We start from the raw sequence: 16,432 nt of genomic DNA, 5'->3' as shown, positions 1-16,432 counted from the left end.
TCACTTCGCGGCGAGCTGCCGAGCCGCTTCCATCGTATTGTGCAGCAGCATCGTAATCGTCATCGGCCCGACCCCTCCCGGCACCGGCGTGATGTAGCCGGCCGCTTCTTTTACGGCATCAAAATCGACATCGCCGCACAATTTGCCGCTCTCAAGCCGGTTGACGCCGACATCAATGACGGCCGCTCCCGGCTTGACGTGCTCCGGACCGATGAGGCGCGCCTTGCCGACAGCGACGATTAAAATGTCGGCTTGCCGGGTGATGGCGGCCAAATCGGGTGTTTTCGAGTGGGCGTAGGTGACGGTCGCATGCTCACGCAAAAACAGCTGACCGACCGGCTTGCCGACGATGTTGCTGCGGCCGACGACAACAACGTGCTTTCCGGCGATGTCGATGCCAGCGGACTTAACCATCACCAGCACGCCGTGCGGGGTGCACGGGAGGAACGCCGGCTGGCCGATCATCATTTTTCCGACGTTGATCGGGTGAAACCCGTCGACATCTTTTTCCGGGGCGATCGTTTCAATCACCGACCATTCGCGAATATGATTAGGCAGCGGCAGCTGCACTAAAATGCCGTGCACTGTCGGATCGGCGTTCAGCTCGCGGATTTTAGCGAGCAGCTCTTCCTCGCTGACCGTAGCCGGAAACGTGTAAAGGAGGGAACGAATGCCGACTTCGGAGCACGCTTTTTGTTTTCCTTTCACATATGAGTGCGACGCAGGGTCGTCGCCGACAAGGATGACGGCCAGCCCCGGCTCGATGCCGTTTGCCTTTAACGTTGCTGCTTCATTCGCTAATTGGGCGCGGATCGTTTTTGCCAATTCCGTTCCGCTAATGATTTGTGCTGTCATTGTGTCTTGCTCCCCTCTCCTCGTTCATCGGTCGATACGAATTCGCCCGGGCCTAGGTAAACGTAAGCTTCGTTTCACTGCTTGCCGGTATTATTTTTGCAACGCCGCTTTTACTTTTGAAAGCACACCGTTGACAAAACTCCCGGATTTCCAATCGCCGAATTTTTTCGCCAGCTCAACCGCCTCATCGAGGCTGACGCTCACTGGCACCTCATCGATATATTTCATTTCATACGTCGCCATGCGCAAAATGGCCCGGTCAACATTAGCGACCCGCTCAAGCGTCCATTTTTCCAAATTTGCGCGCAACAGCTCGTCAATTTCCTCTTGGTGCTCGACGACGCCGAATACGAGCTGGCGCAAAAACGGGTCCACTTCTCCGCTCCCTGCCACATTGCCGAGCGCCTCATCAGGAGGAATGTGACCTACATCAATTTGGAATAGCGCCTGTAACGCCTTTTCTCGCGCTTCATGCCGCTTCATTACCTTCCTCCTTTCTAAACACGAACATTTATACTGAAATCATATCATATTTTTCGGAAAAAGCCAGCCCTTTCCCACAAATCATTAGCGATGCCGGTTCGCTGCCGCTAGCCATGCCAACGGCCTCGTTCATTACAATAACAAACTTTGGCGAAAAAAACAAAAGGCGGCTGCCTCGAAAGCAGCTGCCTTTTGTTGCGTTACCGTTGCTCCACCGCATCTTGCTCCGGTTTTCCGGTCTCAAACTGGATGCCGACGATGTGGACGTTCACTTCGCTCGTTTCCAAGCCGGTCATGTTCCAAAGCGCTTGGCGCACGTTTTCTTGCACTTTTTTCGCCACGTTCGGAATCGACGCGCCGAATTGGACGAGACAGTAAAGATCAATCGCGACACCGTCGTCGCGCAAGTCGACTTTGACGCCTTTGCCATGATGCTTTTTGCCGAACCGTTCCGCGACACCGGCGGCGAAATTGCCGCGCATTTGCGCGATGCCGTCGACTTCGCTCGCCGCGATGCCGGCGATCACTTCAATCACCTCCGGCGCGATTTCGACTTTGCCAAGGCCCGCATACTCTTGGCCGGGGTCAAATACATGTTCAGACATAGGGCACCTCCTATTCCGCCTTCATAATATCATATAACTCCAAAAACTTCGTATTAAACTCACCGCTTTGAAATTTCTCATGTTCCATTAATTTTATGTGAAACGGGATCGTCGTATGAATGCCTTCGATGACAAACTCGCCGAGCGCCCGTCTCATGCGGGCGATCGCTTCTTCGCGCGTCGGCGCGTGGACGATCAATTTGGCGATCATCGAGTCGTAATACGGCGGAATCGTGTAGCCCGGGTAAGCAGCCGAATCAACGCGCACACCCGGTCCGCCCGGCGGCAAGTACATGGCGATTTTCCCCGGCGATGGCATGAAGTTTTTCGCCGGATTTTCTGCGTTGATGCGGCATTCGATCGCCCAGCCGTTAAAGGCGACGTCCTCTTGGGTGAGCGACAGCTTTTCGCCGGACGCGATGCGGATTTGCTCTTTCACTAAATCGACGCCAGTAATCAACTCGGTGACTGGGTGCTCGACTTGAATGCGCGTATTCATCTCCATGAAATAAAACTCGTTGTTTCGATGGTCGAAAATAAATTCAACCGTACCAGCGCCGGTGTAGTTGACCGCTTTCGCCGCCTTGACCGCCGCTTCGCCCATCTTTTGGCGCATCTCGTCATCGAGCGCCGGCGACGGCGCTTCTTCCACAAGTTTTTGCAGCCGGCGCTGAATCGAGCAGTCGCGCTCGCCAAGATGGATCGTATTGCCGTATGAATCGGCCAGCACTTGAATTTCAACATGGCGAAAATCTTCAATATACTTTTCAATATAGACGCCCGGATTGCCGAACGCCGTTGCCGCCTCCTGCTGGGTGATGTTGATGCCTTTGACGAGCTCCTCCTCGTTGCGGGCGACGCGAATCCCTTTCCCGCCGCCGCCGGCCGTCGCTTTAATGATGACCGGGTAGCCGATCTCTGCAGCGATGGCCCGCGCTTCATCGAGGCTTTCGATAATGCCGCGCGATCCGGGCACGATCGGCACACCGGCTTCACGCATCGTCTCGCGGGCGATGTCTTTAATGCCCATTTTTGTAATCGCTTCCGGACTCGGGCCGATAAACGTGACATTGCATTCACGGCACAGCTCAGCAAACGCCTCATTCTCGGCCAAAAACCCGTAGCCCGGATGGATGGCGTCGCAGCCGGTCAGCGTGGCCACGCTCATGATGTTCGTGAAATTTAAATAGCTGTCTTTGGAAGCGGTCGGCCCGATGCAGTACGCCTCATCCGCGAGCTGCACGTGCAAGGCGTCGCGGTCGGCTTGCGAAAAGACGGCGACCGTCTCAATGCCGAGCTCGCGGCAAGCGCGGATAATGCGGACGGCGATTTCCCCGCGGTTTGCCACTAACACTTTTTTGATCATTGTCCGTTCTCTCCCTTATTCAGGCTTGACCAAAAATAGCGGCTGGCCGTATTCGACGAGCTGGCCGTTTTGCACGAGCACCTCGACAATTTCGCCATCGACTTCCGCTTCGATTTCGTTAAACAGCTTCATCGCTTCAATAATGCAAACGACGGTGTCTTTTTTCACTTGATCGCCCGGCTTCACATACGGCGGCTTGTCCGGGGCCGGAGCGGCGTAAAACGTGCCAACCATCGGCGATGTAATTTGGTGCAAGTTGCCTTCTGGCGCTTGCTTGACTTCCGGAACGGCCGGTTTTTCCGCTTCCGGCGCCGGCGCTTCCGGAGCAGCTGTTTGTGTTTGGACCAGAGAAGCCGGCATCGGTTCGGCAGCCGCCGGCGCGGCAGGCGCCGCCTGTACAGCTACCGTCGGCGCAGCTACAGCAGCAGCCGCAGCTTTTTTCATATGTACTTTCGTTTCGCCTTGTTCGTATACAAATTCGTCGATCGAGGATTGGTCAACCAACCGAATCAATTCACGGATTTCCTGAATTTTCATCGATCTCACACCTTTCTTCAATTGTCAAGCAACCCGTTTTTTAGCGGACGGTAATAAAACGTGCTCATAACGATTATACACACAACCGCAGAACAAACAAAAGATTTTTATGCAAAAAAGAAGCTGCTCCCATACAGAGCAGCGCGTTCATCCGGCCGGCTGAAACTCAACGGTCACATATTCGGCGTCCGGAATTTCTTTTTTCACCATATGAATGACTTCGTTTGCCGATTTGGCCGAGCTTTCTTTCGCTTTAATCGTCACGCGCACTTGGCCGTCATCGGCCCGCACGAGCACATCTTCATAGCCGCCTTTTGATTTAATCAGCGTCTCCAACGTCGCTTCTTTTTCAGACAGTGCTTGCAGCTGTTCAATTTTATCCAACGCCTCATTTTTCTCTTCCGCCGTCGCATTCGCCGAGGCGACAATGGCGTTCAGCTCATCGCGCAGCCGGCTTCGTTCATCTTCAATTTTCATGCGCAGCGCCATAAACAAATCATCGCCTGTTTCGCCGGCTGTCGATGGCTTGTCTTTCGCCCCCGCTTCTTCGACGGCGACGCTTGGCTGTTCTTTTGTTTCATCGGTTTTCTCATTGGCGGTAAACGCCGGGCTGTCCCCCATCTCTTTCGGCGCCGTTACGTAATAGACCGACAGCACGACCACTAAACTTAACATCGTCAACAGCCACACGGTTTGTTTTTTCAACATGCCGATCTCCTCCCCTTACCCGGTTATTTTTTCGGCAAGACAGCGACGCGATAGCTTGGGACGTTTAACACGCGCGTCACAGCCTCGACAATCCATTTTTTAATTTGCAAATTGTCTGCCCCTTTGGCGACGACAAGCACGCCGCGGATGTCCGGCTTTTTCGTGGCGACAACAAGCGGCGTTTCTTCGTCGCCGTTGCGAATAATGATCACTTCTTCATTTGTCGACTCGTTTTCAATCGTCCGTTTTCCGCCTTCCTTGTCGCTCTCCTCTGTTGTTTGTTGCTGGGTGGAGCGCTTTTTCTCGAACAATTTGAGCTCCGTTGAATCGAGATTGACGACGACAGTGACGTCATCGACCCCCTCGATCGCTTCGAGCGCAGCCTTCAGTTCTTTTTCATATCGTTCCTCATAGGCGGCGATCACTTTTTCTTTCGTCTCTTTGCTTGACAAAAACGCCGGCTCGGACGGAGCGTCTGACTGCTTGGCGGAAGGCGCTGACGGAACATCTTCCTCGCTTTTTGTAAAGTGGCTGACCGCCATCAGCGCAACGCCGGCCAACAACAGTGCGACAACATAGGAAAACGGCATTTTTTTCCTGGCTCCTTCCCCGTCCCCTTCTTTTGGCGGCGAAGAAAAGAGCCGTTTCATAAATTGGAGCATCCCCCCTATTCCCTCCCCCTAAACTGTACGGCAATTTTATTTTCATCGACTTCCCATTTGCCGGCGAGAAAGGTGCGCACCTCTTCGGCCAGCGAGGCATCACCTTCAGGCGAAACCGGCGGTTTCGTCGTATCGATGATGACCGGCTCCACCGTCCCGGCAGGCTGTTGTTTAGAAAGTACGACTTCGATCGTCTTGATGTCATCCGGCATGCGCCAACTTTCTGTGTTATCGGCGTAAACGTTGACATCAGCCTTTAATCCATACTTTCCCATCAACTCCTCGTTTGCGTCGTTTTCTAGCTGGACAGCCATTTGTTCTAAAATATATGCGCGTTGCGAAGCTTGTATTTCTTTTTTCTGCTGCTCGATTTGATTTTTTATCGCTTCATCGCCGGTTTGGCCATCGGAAAAACGGGCGAGTGCCGAAGCGACGAGCTGTTCCGGGTCAATCGAGGCGAGCCGGAGCACCGGCCCGAGCATCACAAGCAGCAGCATGAGTCCGATGGCCATTTTGACATATTTTTGCATCGTCCCGGACGGCAGCAAAAAGTCGATGATAATGGCAAACAGCAAAAACAAAATGATGTTTGTGACCCATTCAATGACAAACTGCATACCGTCCCCCCTAGCGGACCATCATCGTAATGTTTCCGGCCATGACCATGACCGTGAGGCTGAGGAAAAACATGAGCGATACGATGAGCAGCGCCGCCAACACATAAGCGATGCTTTTGCTGATGATGTTAAGGCACGAAAGCACCGGCCCGCCGCCAAGCGGCTGCAATAAGGCGGCCGATAGTTTGTAGACGATGACGATCGCGAAAATTTTCACCGCTGGAAAGAGGGCAATCATTAATAAAATCGCTACCCCGACTAGCCCAACGGCGTTTTTCAACAGCATGGAGGCAGCGACGACGGTATCGGCGGCATCGGTAAACAGTTTGCCGACGACCGGGATGAAGTTGCCGGTGACAAATTTCGCCGCCCTTAAAGCGACGCCATCCGCCACCGCCGCCGTCGTCCCGCGCACGGACATGACACCAAGAAAAACCGTTAAAATGATGCCGAGCAAACCAAGCGCGACTTTGTTCAGCAAATCGGCGAGCTGGGTCGCCTTGTACCGGTCGCTGAGCGTACTGACAACGGAAAGAAGCGCCGCCAGCAACAAAAGGGGCAATGTGACATATTCGATGACCGTGCCGGTCGTGTTCATTAAAAACAAAATGATCGGGTGAAAAAATGCCGCCGATACGACCCCGCCGGAGGAAGCAAGCAGCGCGAGCAGCAGCGGGACGAGGGCGATGATGAAATGGCTCATCGTCTGCACCGCCTCAAGCGCATAGCCGGCTGCGAGGCGGAAGCTGTTTAAGGCGATCAACAACAACACCATATACACGACCGCGTGGGCGATTTTGCTCACTTCCTGTTGGGCGAACGCATTTTGCAACGATTGCAGCACGGTGCTGAACACAGCGAGCAAAATGAGCGTGCCGAGCAGCTTGCCGTTTACTTGCAGTTCGTAAAACAAGTAGCGGGCGAGCGCCTTCAGCCATTCGACCGGTGACCATTGCTTATCGCCGCTTAAAAAATCGGTGATCGGTCCTTTTTCGCTTTCCGGCAAAAAGCCGCCGTATTCGTTGACGATCGTTTCCCAATAGCGGCGGATATCGCTCACATCGAGCCGGGCGAGCTGCTCGCTGACGGACGGCTCGTTACTTTCGGCTTGTACGACCAACGGGCAAAAAAAGAGAAACAGCAGCCCGGCAATGAGGAACGCTGTCCGCTTCAATTCGTCCCCTCCTTATCGCGCTGCCGGAATCAGGCTGATGACCGCTTCAATAATGGCGGTCAAAATCGGAACGGCAAGCGCCAAAATGACGATTTTGCCGCCGAGCTCAATTTTGGCGGCGATCGCTCCTTGGCCGGCGTCCTTGGAAATTTGTGCGGCAAACTCGGCAATGTAGGCAATGCCGATAATTTTCAACATCGTTTCCAAGTACACCATTTGGATATGGGCGCCTTCCGCCATTTCCCGCAGCATCAGCAAAATTTCACTAATCTGGTCGACAAGCAGCAAGAAAATGGTGCAGCCGACAAAAACAGTCAATAAAAAGGCGAGGTTCGATTTTTGCTCCTGCAGCAATACCACTAAAAATGTCGCAATCAACCCGAGACCGACAATTTGCAAAATGTCAATGGCCGATCCCCCCTACCCGCGGAACAAAAAGACGTCTTTAATTTTTTGGAACAAATCGCTCACAATCGAGGCGACCATAAACAAGATGTAAATAAAGCCGAGCAGCGTCACCCATTGGGCGTATTCTTTCCGCCCCATCTGATCGAGCACCGTATGCAAAAACGCGATGACGATGCCGACGCCGGCGATTTTTAAAATGATATCGACATCGATGCCCATTCGTCCTGCCTCCTGTCTACATGAGTAAAATGACGAGCAGCAGCCCGGCCAACACGCCTAAACTTTTCGCCATTTTGGCGTAGCGCGCCTGGTTGTCGAGCGCTTCTGCTTCCTCCCGCTCCAGATGGGCGAGCGCCAAGGCGATTTGTTTTTGCTGCGTCAGCCGGTCATACTGGCCGAGCGTGGCGCCAAATTGCTTCATCACTTCTAATTCCCCTTGTTTCAGCGCCGTTTTCCCCCATAGGGCTTGCAAGCTTTTTTCCCATGCCTCCACCACGCTCGTCTCCTCGGTGCGCAGCGCCTCGGCGAACCGAAAAAACAGCTCGCCCATCGGAGCAGCCGTTTGCCGGGCGATATGCGCCGACGCTTCAGCGAGCGGCGTATGCCCGTACATCACTTCCGCCTCGAGCGCCCTAAGCGCTGCTTTCAGCTGGCGGAGCTGGCGCGGCCGCTCATACAACATGCGGGCGGCGGCAAATCCCATCCATGTCGAAGCGGCGAGAATCAACAAGGCGCCGAGCCATTTCATCGGCTCACCACCGCCCGTTCATACAGCACCGCCCCGCTGGCATCGAGAATGCGCCGGATCGCGCCGGGACGGGGGATGTTCGTCAGTTCAATAAACCGTTCAAATACTTTTTGTTCCATCACCGGGCCGAGCGTCGGCCGCTGCCAGACGTCTTTGACACTGCGGCCGTGCACGGTCGTCCATACAGAGACGCCGGCGTTCGCCGCCTCGAGCACCGCTTCGCTGTCTTCTTCGCGCCCGATTTCATCGACGATGATGACATCCGGGCTCATCGAGCGGATCATCATCATCATTCCTTCCGCTTTCGGACACGCGTCCAACACATCAAGGCGCGGGCCGAATGAAAACTGCGGAATTCCTTTCACACAGCCGGCGATTTCCGAGCGCTCGTCAACGATCGCCACCTTTTGCGCCGGGATGCGCTCTGTTCCGCTGCTGATGAGGCGCGCTGCATCGCGCAGCAGCGTCGTTTTTCCGGTTTGCGGCGAACCGATGATCATCGTGTGGCGCCAGCGCCCGTCATATACATACGGAATCAGCGAGTTGGCGATGCCGACCTGCTCTCTGGCGATGCGGATATTAAAAGAGGCGACATCGCGAATGGCCTTCACCTTGCCGCCTTCCGTGATGACCTTGCCGGCGAGCCCGACGCGATGCCCCCCTTCGATCGTCATAAACCCGCGCTTTAGCTCCTCTTCGACGGCATAAATCGAATAACGGCTCAATTTGTTCAGCAACTGCATGCCATCCTCTTTCGTTACTTCATATGGCAGTAAGCGGGCCGTTCCGTTGGCGATCACCTCAAGCGGACGGGAGACGCGGATGCGGATTTCTTCGATGCCGTGACGCCATGAAGGAAGCTGCTGCACCGCTGCAGCGATCGTTTTCGGCAAAATTCCCCATACCGCTTCCATGGCCCTCCCCCTTTTCCTGTGGACTAGTTCATATGTATGGGCGAAATATGCCGTTTATTCCTTACTTGTAAATGGCAAACAAAATGATCGCCACCCCAAGCGCGACGAGCCCAAGCCGGGAAAGCGAAAGCTCGTCCGCGAGCGAAAGCAGTCCGATCGCCATCGTCACGATCATGACGGTCGGGCCGACGACAGCGAGCACAGCGTTAATGGCGAGCGCTTTTTTGACGTCGTTGAACGCCAGCATCAACAGCGCCGCACTTAGTTCAACGAGCGCCGACAACATCCGCATGCCGGCCATCGCCAAGACGGATGGATCGATCGATCGCAGCCAATGTTTCATATGTCCCTCCTGTTTTGAAATGGGATTGATTAGTACAAACGTATGCGGGAACAAGCCGTTTCAGAAGAAGTTTTTGGCGGTGAAAATGAGGATGGACAGCGAAGCGGCGGCAATTTCACGCATAAAAAACAGCACCCGTCCGGAAAGTTCCGGAGAGGTGCTGTCCCTTCTCAGCCGCTTACGCCCGCGAAACGTACGTGCCGTCAGCTGTGTTAATGATGAGCGTGTCGCCTTCATTGACGAAAAACGGCACTTGAACGACAAGGCCGGTTTCGAGCTTGGCCGGTTTCGAACCGCCGGAAGCTGTGTCGCCTTTGATGCCCGGTTCTGTTTCAACGACTTTCAATTCGACGGTGTTCGGCAGCTCGACGCCGATCGTTTCGCCTTGATACATCATGATAAACACTTCCATGTTTTCTTTTAAAAACTTCAGCTCATGCTCGATTTGTTTCGCCGGCAGCTCGATTTGTTCGTACGTTTCCATATCCATAAAGACGTGCTGGTCGCCGTTGGCGTACAAATATTGCATTTTGCGCGTATCAATTTGCGCCCGGTTTACTTTTTCACCGGCGCGGAACGTCCGCTCTTGAATGGCGCCGGTGCGCAAATTGCGCAGCTTTGAACGGACGAACGCCGCCCCTTTGCCCGGCTTGACATGCTGGAACTCAAGGACGCGCCAAATTTCGCCGTCGACCTCGATCGTAAGCCCTGTGCGAAAATCGTTCACTGAAATCATTGACCGAAATCCTCCTCACGCAATCCATTATAAAATGATTAGTTCTTTTGGCGAATGAGTGAGCGCCTCGTTCCCGTCAGCGGTGATGACCGCATCGTCTTCAATGCGCACCCCGCCAAGCCCCGGGATGTAAATGCCCGGCTCGACGGTGACGACCATGCCTGGCTCAAGCACTGCATCGGAACGGAACGAAAGCGCCGGCCCTTCGTGAATCTCAAGGCCGATGCCATGGCCGGTCGAATGGCCGAAATAATCGGCATACCCTTTTTCACGGATGTAATCGCGCGTTAACGCATCCGCCTCTTTGCCGGTCATGCCTGCCTTAAGACCGCTCATGCCGCGCCGCTGCGCCTCAAGGACGATATCGTAAATCGTTTTCAGTTCGGCGCTGATGTCGCCGACGGCGACCGTCCTTGTGAGATCGGAGCAATATCCTTTGTAGTAAGCCCCGAAATCAAGCGTGACAAGCTCACCGCGCTCAATCGTTTTCTCTGACGCCACCCCGTGCGGCAGCGCCGAGCGGTAGCCGGACGCGACGATCGTATCAAAGGAAGAAGAAGACGCTCCTTGCTTGCGCATAAAAAACTCGAGCTCATTCGCCACTTCGATTTCTTTGACGCCCGGACGGATGAACGACAAAATATGGGCAAATGCCGCATCAGCGATTTCTGCTGCTTCCTTTAATATCTTAATCTCTGCTTCCGACTTAATCAAGCGCAACGTTTCCACTACGTTCGACGTCGGCACAAGCTCGGCGCTGATCGCCTCCTCATACGCTTTGTATGCTGCGTACGTGACGTCTTCCTGCTCAAAGCCAAGTTTGCCGATGCCAAGCCGCTTTACTTGTCTCGCGATTTCTTCAACGATCGGCCCGCTATGTTGAACAATCTCAAAGCCTTCGACTTGTTTGGATGCTTGCTCGACATAGCGGAAGTCGGTAATAAACATCGCCCCTTCGCGGCTGACAAGCGCGACGCCAGCCGTGCCGGTAAACCCCGTGATGTAGCGGCGGTTGTAGCCGTTTGTCACTAAAAGACCATCAATATGCCGCTCCTCAAGAAGCGTTCGAAGTTTTTCCAGCTTTTCCATCCCTCATTCTCCTCTTCCCATGGAATTTGCCCCCTGCCGTTTGGCCATGAAGGGGGCTTTTCAGCCGCGACCGCGCCAAAGGCGGCACGATGCGCCGGTTTCATACGGCCGCTTGTCACCAGCCATCATGCGATACGAAGCCTTGTGAAAACCTTCTTTATTTTACCATAGGGAGGAAAGTTTCGCTATACGTCGGTTTGACAGAGAGGCGCGCCGTTTGCTCAAGCAACATAGGGACGCTTCGTCAGCTTCCTTCCTTCGCCGCCTCTTTCCCGGTGCTTTGGGATGGCCGGTTCATTTCCTGCGTCTCAAAGGAAATCGAATAGCCGACGAACACGCCGTATAAAATGTATAGGCAAAGCGTCGTAATGACTGTATTCGGTTCTAAATCAGCGACCGGCTGAACATTCGGAAACAACGGATTGAACAAATAGAAAACAACCACCCACAGCGCCGCGCCGTATAAAATGCCCGCCCACATGCCGCGAATGTTCCGCAGCAACGCGTAGTAAAGGAGCGCCGCCGCAATGGAAATGACACCGATCAACGCGATGGCTACATAGTTGCCTGTTTTTCCGTATTTCCAGCCGCTGGCCACCCAAGGAACTAACACCATGTTTGGACTGATTTCGCTAAAGTTGAAAAAGTACGCCAAATAGCCGATCAAGCTCCAAAACACCCCGCCGACAAACCCAATAATGATCGTTTTTTGCAAGAGCGTCATGGGCCGCTCTCTTTTCTCCTGCTCGAGCTTTCCTTTTTGTTCCGCCATCATGCTGCACCTCCTTGTCCGTTAGTATGACCTACAGCCGGCCGCCCCATGAATCAAGCGAAAAAAATGATCACCTCCGTGTAAATAATGGATTTTTTGGAAATCATAACAGTGACATCAACCTAGAGGTTTCCGAACGTTTCTTGTAGAATAAAATAATAAACATAAAAATAGGTTGGTGTTTGCTTGATGAAAAAAATGGATAAACCGTTATACGGCGGCCAGGCGGTCGTTGAAGGAGTGATGTTTGCCGGCAAAACGCACTCTGTCACCGCCGTTCGCCGCAATGATGGAACGATTGAATACTTTTCCTTGCCGCGCCGCGCCAATCCGACGCTGGCCGCCTTTAAGAAAATCCCGTTTGTCCGCGGCATCATCGCCCTGATCGAAGCAAGCGCGAACGGGGCAAAACATTTGCAGTTTGCGAGCGAACGGTATGAGGTGGCTCCAGGGGAGGAGCAGGCGGATGAGGAGCGCAGCTCCAAACTGACGCTCATTCTCGGCGCCGCAGCCATCGGCGTGCTGTCGTTTTTGTTCGCCAAAACGATTTTTACGCTCATCCCGGCGCTCGCTGCCGCCTTGTTCAAACCGCTCGTTCCCGGGAAGACGGGGCAGATTTTGCTTGAAGGGATTTTTAAGCTAGCCCTGTTGCTTGGCTATATTTACTTTATTTCGTTAACGCCGCTTGTGAAGCGCGTTTTCCAATATCACGGCGCGGAACATAAAGTGATCAACGCTTATGAAGCAGGCTGGCCGCTGACCGTCGAGCACGTCCAGCGCGCCTCGCGCCTTCACTATCGGTGCGGCAGCAGCTTTATTTTATTTACCGTCATCGTCGGCTTGTTCCTTTATTTGTTCGTGCCGACCGATCCGCTTTGGCTGCGGATGGTTAACCGGCTCGCTTTAATTCCGGTCGTGCTTGGCGTTTCGTTTGAAGTATTGCAGTTTACAAATAAATTGAGGGATGTTCCGCTGCTGCGTTGGCTCGGCTACCCCGGGCTATGGCTGCAGCGGCTGACGACAAAAGAACCGGACGATGATCAAGTGGAAGTGGCCATCGCCTCATTTCAGCGGCTTCTTCATTTGGAAGCGGAAGCCGAAGCGAAAAAAGCAGTGCAGTAATTGATTAAAGGGGGTGGATTCATTGCGGCGCAGGGCCATTCACCCGCTCGTCGGGCTCATGATCTTGCTTGGAACGCTCGGCATTGTCTATACTCTTTTCGCCCATCCGACGGTGCTGTTCCGTCAGCTGTTGTTTGTTGCGCTGTTTATAGCCGCGATTTATCTCTTTTACCGTTTCGTGTACCAACGCCGCACCGATAAAGAACGGTTGTCGTACTTAAAAGCGGTGCGGCAGTCGAAAAAGCTCCATCCCCGCTCCGGGCGCAAGCAGCCAAAGCCGGCAAAACTGAAACGGCCGCTGAAAAAGCGGACCGCGACCCCGCATTTAACCGTGATTGACGGAAAAAAAGGCAAAAAAAAGAATCGAGCTTCGTTTTAGCTTGATTCTTTTTTGTTTGCCGCCGTCCGCGTGAGGCAGGCGGCGCTCCTTGACGCGCATGATTCGCTTTTTCGCACCGCAAGTGCTGCAGCCTTGCCGCCGCTCCCTGCCTAGTACGCCCATTGCCGCAAAAACTGCCGCGTCCGCTCGCGCCCGTAATCGATGAGGCGCCGGCGCGCCTCGGGGTCGACGGAAAACTCGGTCGACATAACGTTTTCCACCGGTAAAAAGACGATGTTTTTTTCATGGCGGCGCGAAATGTAGCGGGCATCATGCGCCTCTTTCATCGCCGCAAACAGCGCCTCATACAAATCTAACGCATTGGTGATGTTTCGTTTCGGCCGCTCGCTCGGCTTGGCGCTCAGCTGGATGCCGAGCACCGGCCGCTTTTTCGTTTTCTTTTCCTCATCAAAGAGAAAAAGCGGAAAGTTGCTGAGCACCCCCCCGTCGACGATGAGAGACGTGCCGTTTTGCCCGCGGAGGCGAACCGGTTCAAAAAAGTACGGGATGCTAACACTCATCCGCACCGCCTTGGCGACCGAAAATGAGCTCGGGTCAATGCCGTACGCGTTCAAATCGTCCGGCAGCACGATGATTCGCCCGTTTGTGACGTCAGAGGCGACGATATACAAACTGCCGGCCGGCACATCTTGAAACGTCCGCACCCCGCGGGCAGCAAGCACCGACTCAAGCCACCGTTCAAGCGCTTTTCCTTGATAGAGGCCAAGGTGCCAGTAGAGGCGCACCCACTTCCAGACCGGGAAAGGAATCCATGACGCCCGTTCATCCAACAACCGCTCAAGTTCCAACTCCTCAAGCAAGTGCATAACCTCGCGGGCGCTGTAGCCTGCCGCGAGCAGCGCCGCCAGCAGCGACCCCGCACTCGTCCCGGCAAGCCGCTTCCAGCTCAGCCCTTTTTCCTCAATAGCTTCGTACGCGCCAAGCAAGGCAAATCCTTTCACCCCACCGCCGGAAAAGACGATGTCAATGTCCACCGCTGCCTCTCCTTTCTCGCCGTTTATACATATGTAAGAAGAAGGAGAGGCGTTTAGTACGGAAAACAAAAAAGAGCAAGCAGCGGCTTACTCTCCTTGCTCATTGCGCTTTTGGACATTGCGGAGCGCTTCCACCCGGCGTTCGTCCTCTTGAAAATATTGCACTAAATCGCCGATCCGGTCAATGGCGTTCCAGCTCAAATGATGTTCAATCCCTTCCACGTCGCGGTAAATGTTTTCTTCGTGGACGCCGATCAAGCGGAGGAACTGCTCAAGCAGCTCATGACGGTAAACGAGCCGCTGGCCGATTTTCTTCCCTTTCGGCGTCAGGACGAGGCCGCGGTATTTTTCATACACTAAATATTCATCCTTATCGAGCTTTTGCACCATTTTCGTCACTGAGGAGGGATGAACGGACAACGCCTCAGCGATGTCAGAGACGCGGGCATAGCCCTTCTCTTCGATCAATAAATAAATTTGTTCGATATAGTCTTCCATGCTTGGTGTCGGCAACGCATGTCCCCTCCTGCCACATTCGCCTGCCATCCTCCCCCAGCCCATACACACCGCTAGCGTTCCCGGCAGGTCAAAAAATAGCAATCAATCCCATTATACCATGAAGAGGACATTACGTAAAATACTGCACTTGAGCGGATGGAAAAAAGCGAGCAATATACGAGCGTATCGTTTCCTCCAGCTCCCGCGCTTCCTCGTCAAGGTACACATATTTGCCGATGCCGTGCCGCCCCCATTTATACTTGCGCTTCGATTCGTCCAAATCGAGCTTGGTGTTTGGGTAACGCTGCTCGATGAACCGCTTGGCCGTCTTGGTAAACCGATGCTGGATAAGCTCAAACGTCAAATCTGACAAGTCCATCCCTTCCAATTGCCGGGCGAGCTCCTGAAACAGTTCGAAATACCCTTCCTCCCAACCGCCATGCCGGTAAATCGGCGCGACGACAAAGCCGAGCCTATAGCCGGCACCGGCTACTTTGCGCGCCGCCACAAGCCGCGCGTCAAACGACGACGTCCCCGGCTCAAAATGGCGGATGACATAGCGGGAGTTGACGCTGAAGCGAAACCGCGTCTTACCGTTATGCTTCGCATCAAGCAAATGGTCGACATGCTCGTACTTCGTCACAAACCGAAGCCGCCCGTAGTCGGTCACGCCGATAAACTCAATCGCTTTTTTGAGCGAATGGGTCAAATGGTCGATCCCGACAATGTCCGACGTACACGCCGCCTCAAAGCGCGTAATCTCGGGCGCGCGCTCGTCAATATACGTTTGCACCTGGGCGAAAATGTCGTCCAAGTTGACATACACGCGGATGTATGGCTTGCTTCCTAATGTCGTCTGCAAATAGCAATAATGACAATGGCCCATGCACCCGGTCGCCAGCGGCAGCGCGTACTCCGCCGACGGCTTTGAGGAATCGAAGGTCAGCGTCCGCCGCACGCCGACAACGAGCGTCGATTTCGCGTTTCGATACCGCGCCAGCTCCGTCTCCCCCGGAATGCCGCGCACTTGGTTATGCGACGTCGTCTCGCGAATCTCGATGCCCATCTGCGTAAATTTCTCATACAGTTCCTTCCCGAGCGGGTACGACAACGCCTCCGGCTCGAAATACACAAGTTTGGGCACAAACGGTTTCATTCGTTTCCCTCCAACTTGTTCATATTTTGATGTTAGTATGGTTCAAAGAGGGGAGGAAATCGCACGCTTCTTTCAGTTGACATCATTTTTCGGTTGCACCTAAAAGACCGGTGATTTAAGGAGCTTGTTGCTTCACCGCTTTGTTTCTCTTATTGAGAAACCTTTTGGGGGCGGCTTCTCCTTTCATGTATCCAACGTCAATGAGGGGCCATCTCTGCTTTTTCACCGCCCTCCTAGATCAACTGCTTCTTAAAAGGCTGGTGAA

At 53.9% G+C, this 16,432-nt stretch carries 22 protein-coding genes; 2 read left to right on the top strand and 20 right to left on the bottom strand.

All coding sequences use genetic code 11. The features are described 5' to 3' along the window. From folD to IC803_RS04820, 17 genes are all read right to left on the bottom strand, one after another. Positions 1-855, bottom strand: a complete 855-nt coding sequence (folD, locus tag IC803_RS04900) for a bifunctional methylenetetrahydrofolate dehydrogenase/methenyltetrahydrofolate cyclohydrolase FolD (protein WP_081209412.1) — start codon at positions 853-855, stop codon at positions 1-3. 90 nt (positions 856-945) lie between these two features. Next, positions 946-1,338, bottom strand: coding sequence for a transcription antitermination factor NusB (gene nusB, locus IC803_RS04895; RefSeq protein WP_081209414.1), 393 nt, complete (start codon positions 1,336-1,338; stop codon positions 946-948). A 200-nt stretch (positions 1,339-1,538) separates the two neighbouring features. Beyond that, entirely contained in the window at positions 1,539-1,943 is a 405-nt protein-coding gene (locus tag IC803_RS04890; protein WP_063165316.1) for an Asp23/Gls24 family envelope stress response protein, read from the bottom strand. 10 nt (positions 1,944-1,953) lie between these two features. Beyond that, positions 1,954-3,309 carry an acetyl-CoA carboxylase biotin carboxylase subunit gene (gene accC / locus IC803_RS04885; protein ID WP_063165315.1) on the bottom strand — a complete coding sequence of 452 codons (1,356 nt, stop codon included), beginning with the start codon at positions 3,307-3,309 and terminating at the stop codon, positions 1,954-1,956. Positions 3,310-3,324: 15 nt separating this feature from the next. Next, the gene (accB, locus tag IC803_RS04880) at positions 3,325-3,846 is read right to left on the bottom strand and encodes an acetyl-CoA carboxylase biotin carboxyl carrier protein (RefSeq protein WP_081209416.1); all 522 of its coding nucleotides are present in this window, start codon (positions 3,844-3,846) and stop codon (positions 3,325-3,327) included. A gap of 147 nt (positions 3,847-3,993) precedes the next feature. After that, positions 3,994-4,554 (bottom strand): SpoIIIAH-like family protein, encoded by a 561-nt coding sequence (locus IC803_RS04875; RefSeq protein ID WP_081209418.1) that lies wholly within the window; start codon positions 4,552-4,554, stop codon positions 3,994-3,996. Positions 4,555-4,577: 23 nt separating this feature from the next. Further along, positions 4,578-5,216: a stage III sporulation protein AG gene (spoIIIAG, locus tag IC803_RS04870; RefSeq protein WP_081209420.1), complete on the bottom strand. Its 639-nt coding sequence runs from the start codon at positions 5,214-5,216 to the stop codon at positions 4,578-4,580. A gap of 5 nt (positions 5,217-5,221) precedes the next feature. Beyond that, the gene (spoIIIAF, locus tag IC803_RS04865) at positions 5,222-5,833 is read right to left on the bottom strand and encodes a stage III sporulation protein AF (RefSeq protein ID WP_081209422.1); all 612 of its coding nucleotides are present in this window, start codon (positions 5,831-5,833) and stop codon (positions 5,222-5,224) included. A 10-nt stretch (positions 5,834-5,843) separates the two neighbouring features. Then, a complete protein-coding gene (gene spoIIIAE, locus IC803_RS04860; RefSeq protein ID WP_081209424.1) occupies positions 5,844-7,007 on the bottom strand; it encodes a stage III sporulation protein AE in 1,164 nt (387 codons plus the stop codon). Between the two features lie 12 nt (positions 7,008-7,019). After that, entirely contained in the window at positions 7,020-7,406 is a 387-nt protein-coding gene (gene spoIIIAD / locus IC803_RS04855) for a stage III sporulation protein AD (protein ID WP_063165309.1), read from the bottom strand. Between the two features lie 21 nt (positions 7,407-7,427). Continuing rightward, the gene (gene spoIIIAC / locus IC803_RS04850; protein ID WP_020960538.1) at positions 7,428-7,634 is read right to left on the bottom strand and encodes a stage III sporulation protein AC; all 207 of its coding nucleotides are present in this window, start codon (positions 7,632-7,634) and stop codon (positions 7,428-7,430) included. A gap of 16 nt (positions 7,635-7,650) precedes the next feature. After that, entirely contained in the window at positions 7,651-8,163 is a 513-nt protein-coding gene (spoIIIAB, locus tag IC803_RS04845; RefSeq protein WP_081209426.1) for a stage III sporulation protein SpoIIIAB, read from the bottom strand. After that, positions 8,160-9,077, bottom strand: a complete 918-nt coding sequence (gene spoIIIAA / locus IC803_RS04840; RefSeq protein ID WP_081209428.1) for a stage III sporulation protein AA — start codon at positions 9,075-9,077, stop codon at positions 8,160-8,162. Before spoIIIAA ends, spoIIIAB begins: the two co-directional genes overlap by 4 nt. Before the next feature lie 61 nt (positions 9,078-9,138). Next, a complete protein-coding gene (locus IC803_RS04835; protein WP_081209430.1) occupies positions 9,139-9,420 on the bottom strand; it encodes a YqhV family protein in 282 nt (93 codons plus the stop codon). A gap of 178 nt (positions 9,421-9,598) precedes the next feature. Then, the gene (gene efp, locus IC803_RS04830; protein ID WP_011231892.1) at positions 9,599-10,156 is read right to left on the bottom strand and encodes an elongation factor P; all 558 of its coding nucleotides are present in this window, start codon (positions 10,154-10,156) and stop codon (positions 9,599-9,601) included. A gap of 27 nt (positions 10,157-10,183) precedes the next feature. After that, positions 10,184-11,245 carry a M24 family metallopeptidase gene (locus IC803_RS04825; RefSeq protein ID WP_081209432.1) on the bottom strand — a complete coding sequence of 354 codons (1,062 nt, stop codon included), beginning with the start codon at positions 11,243-11,245 and terminating at the stop codon, positions 10,184-10,186. Positions 11,246-11,489: 244 nt separating this feature from the next. Further along, positions 11,490-12,020 carry a YqhR family membrane protein gene (locus IC803_RS04820; RefSeq protein ID WP_081209434.1) on the bottom strand — a complete coding sequence of 177 codons (531 nt, stop codon included), beginning with the start codon at positions 12,018-12,020 and terminating at the stop codon, positions 11,490-11,492. Positions 12,021-12,215: 195 nt separating this feature from the next. Here IC803_RS04820 and IC803_RS04815 point away from each other — a divergent pair, with 195 nt between their 5' ends. After that, positions 12,216-13,139, top strand: a complete 924-nt coding sequence (locus IC803_RS04815; RefSeq protein ID WP_190304294.1) for a DUF1385 domain-containing protein — start codon at positions 12,216-12,218, stop codon at positions 13,137-13,139. A gap of 22 nt (positions 13,140-13,161) precedes the next feature. Next, positions 13,162-13,518 (top strand): SA1362 family protein, encoded by a 357-nt coding sequence (locus IC803_RS04810; protein WP_081209438.1) that lies wholly within the window; start codon positions 13,162-13,164, stop codon positions 13,516-13,518. 110 nt (positions 13,519-13,628) lie between these two features. On the opposite strand, the gene IC803_RS04805 is transcribed toward IC803_RS04810, so the two are convergent. The 3 genes from IC803_RS04805 to splB all read right to left on the bottom strand — a co-directional run bounded on the left by IC803_RS04805 (position 13,629) and on the right by splB (position 16,167). Continuing rightward, entirely contained in the window at positions 13,629-14,513 is an 885-nt protein-coding gene (locus tag IC803_RS04805; RefSeq protein WP_081209440.1) for a patatin-like phospholipase family protein, read from the bottom strand. Positions 14,514-14,600: 87 nt separating this feature from the next. Next, on the bottom strand, positions 14,601-15,026 hold the full coding sequence (gene mntR, locus IC803_RS04800; RefSeq protein ID WP_063165300.1) for a transcriptional regulator MntR: 426 nt from the start codon (positions 15,024-15,026) through the stop codon (positions 14,601-14,603). Positions 15,027-15,141: 115 nt separating this feature from the next. After that, positions 15,142-16,167 (bottom strand): spore photoproduct lyase, encoded by a 1,026-nt coding sequence (gene splB, locus IC803_RS04795; RefSeq protein WP_081209442.1) that lies wholly within the window; start codon positions 16,165-16,167, stop codon positions 15,142-15,144. Between the last annotated feature and the right edge of the window lie 265 nt (positions 16,168-16,432).

The sequence above is a fragment of the Geobacillus sp. 46C-IIa genome, from assembly GCF_014679505.1.
Taxonomy (GTDB): Bacteria; Bacillota; Bacilli; order Bacillales; family Anoxybacillaceae; genus Geobacillus.
Note: the sequence above shows the minus strand (reverse complement) of the source record. Positions and strands in the feature narration are given on the sequence as shown.

Bases quoted from the DNA above. Each gene is read 5' to 3' on its own strand.
- accB (WP_081209416.1), bottom strand. From the start codon at position 3,846: ATGAAAATTCAGGAAATCCGTGAATTGATTCGGTTGGTTGACCAATCC.
- splB (WP_081209442.1), bottom strand. From the start codon at position 16,167: ATGAAACCGTTTGTGCCCAAACTTGTGTATTTCGAGCCGGAGGCGTTG.
- accC (WP_063165315.1), bottom strand. From the start codon at position 3,309: ATGATCAAAAAAGTGTTAGTGGCAAACCGCGGGGAAATCGCCGTCCGC.
- spoIIIAA (WP_081209428.1), bottom strand. From the start codon at position 9,077: ATGGAAGCGGTATGGGGAATTTTGCCGAAAACGATCGCTGCAGCGGTG.
- spoIIIAB (WP_081209426.1), bottom strand. From the start codon at position 8,163: ATGAAATGGCTCGGCGCCTTGTTGATTCTCGCCGCTTCGACATGGATG.
- IC803_RS04835 (WP_081209430.1), bottom strand. From the start codon at position 9,420: ATGAAACATTGGCTGCGATCGATCGATCCATCCGTCTTGGCGATGGCC.
- IC803_RS04820 (WP_081209434.1), bottom strand. From the start codon at position 12,020: ATGATGGCGGAACAAAAAGGAAAGCTCGAGCAGGAGAAAAGAGAGCGG.
- nusB (WP_081209414.1), bottom strand. From the start codon at position 1,338: ATGAAGCGGCATGAAGCGCGAGAAAAGGCGTTACAGGCGCTATTCCAA.
- spoIIIAF (WP_081209422.1), bottom strand. From the start codon at position 5,833: ATGCAGTTTGTCATTGAATGGGTCACAAACATCATTTTGTTTTTGCTG.
- IC803_RS04875 (WP_081209418.1), bottom strand. From the start codon at position 4,554: ATGTTGAAAAAACAAACCGTGTGGCTGTTGACGATGTTAAGTTTAGTG.
- spoIIIAC (WP_020960538.1), bottom strand. From the start codon at position 7,634: ATGGGCATCGATGTCGATATCATTTTAAAAATCGCCGGCGTCGGCATC.
- folD (WP_081209412.1), bottom strand. From the start codon at position 855: ATGACAGCACAAATCATTAGCGGAACGGAATTGGCAAAAACGATCCGC.
- efp (WP_011231892.1), bottom strand. From the start codon at position 10,156: ATGATTTCAGTGAACGATTTTCGCACAGGGCTTACGATCGAGGTCGAC.
- IC803_RS04825 (WP_081209432.1), bottom strand. From the start codon at position 11,245: ATGGAAAAGCTGGAAAAACTTCGAACGCTTCTTGAGGAGCGGCATATT.
- IC803_RS04890 (WP_063165316.1), bottom strand. From the start codon at position 1,943: ATGTCTGAACATGTATTTGACCCCGGCCAAGAGTATGCGGGCCTTGGC.
- spoIIIAG (WP_081209420.1), bottom strand. From the start codon at position 5,216: ATGCTCCAATTTATGAAACGGCTCTTTTCTTCGCCGCCAAAAGAAGGG.
- IC803_RS04815 (WP_190304294.1), top strand. From the start codon at position 12,216: ATGGATAAACCGTTATACGGCGGCCAGGCGGTCGTTGAAGGAGTGATG.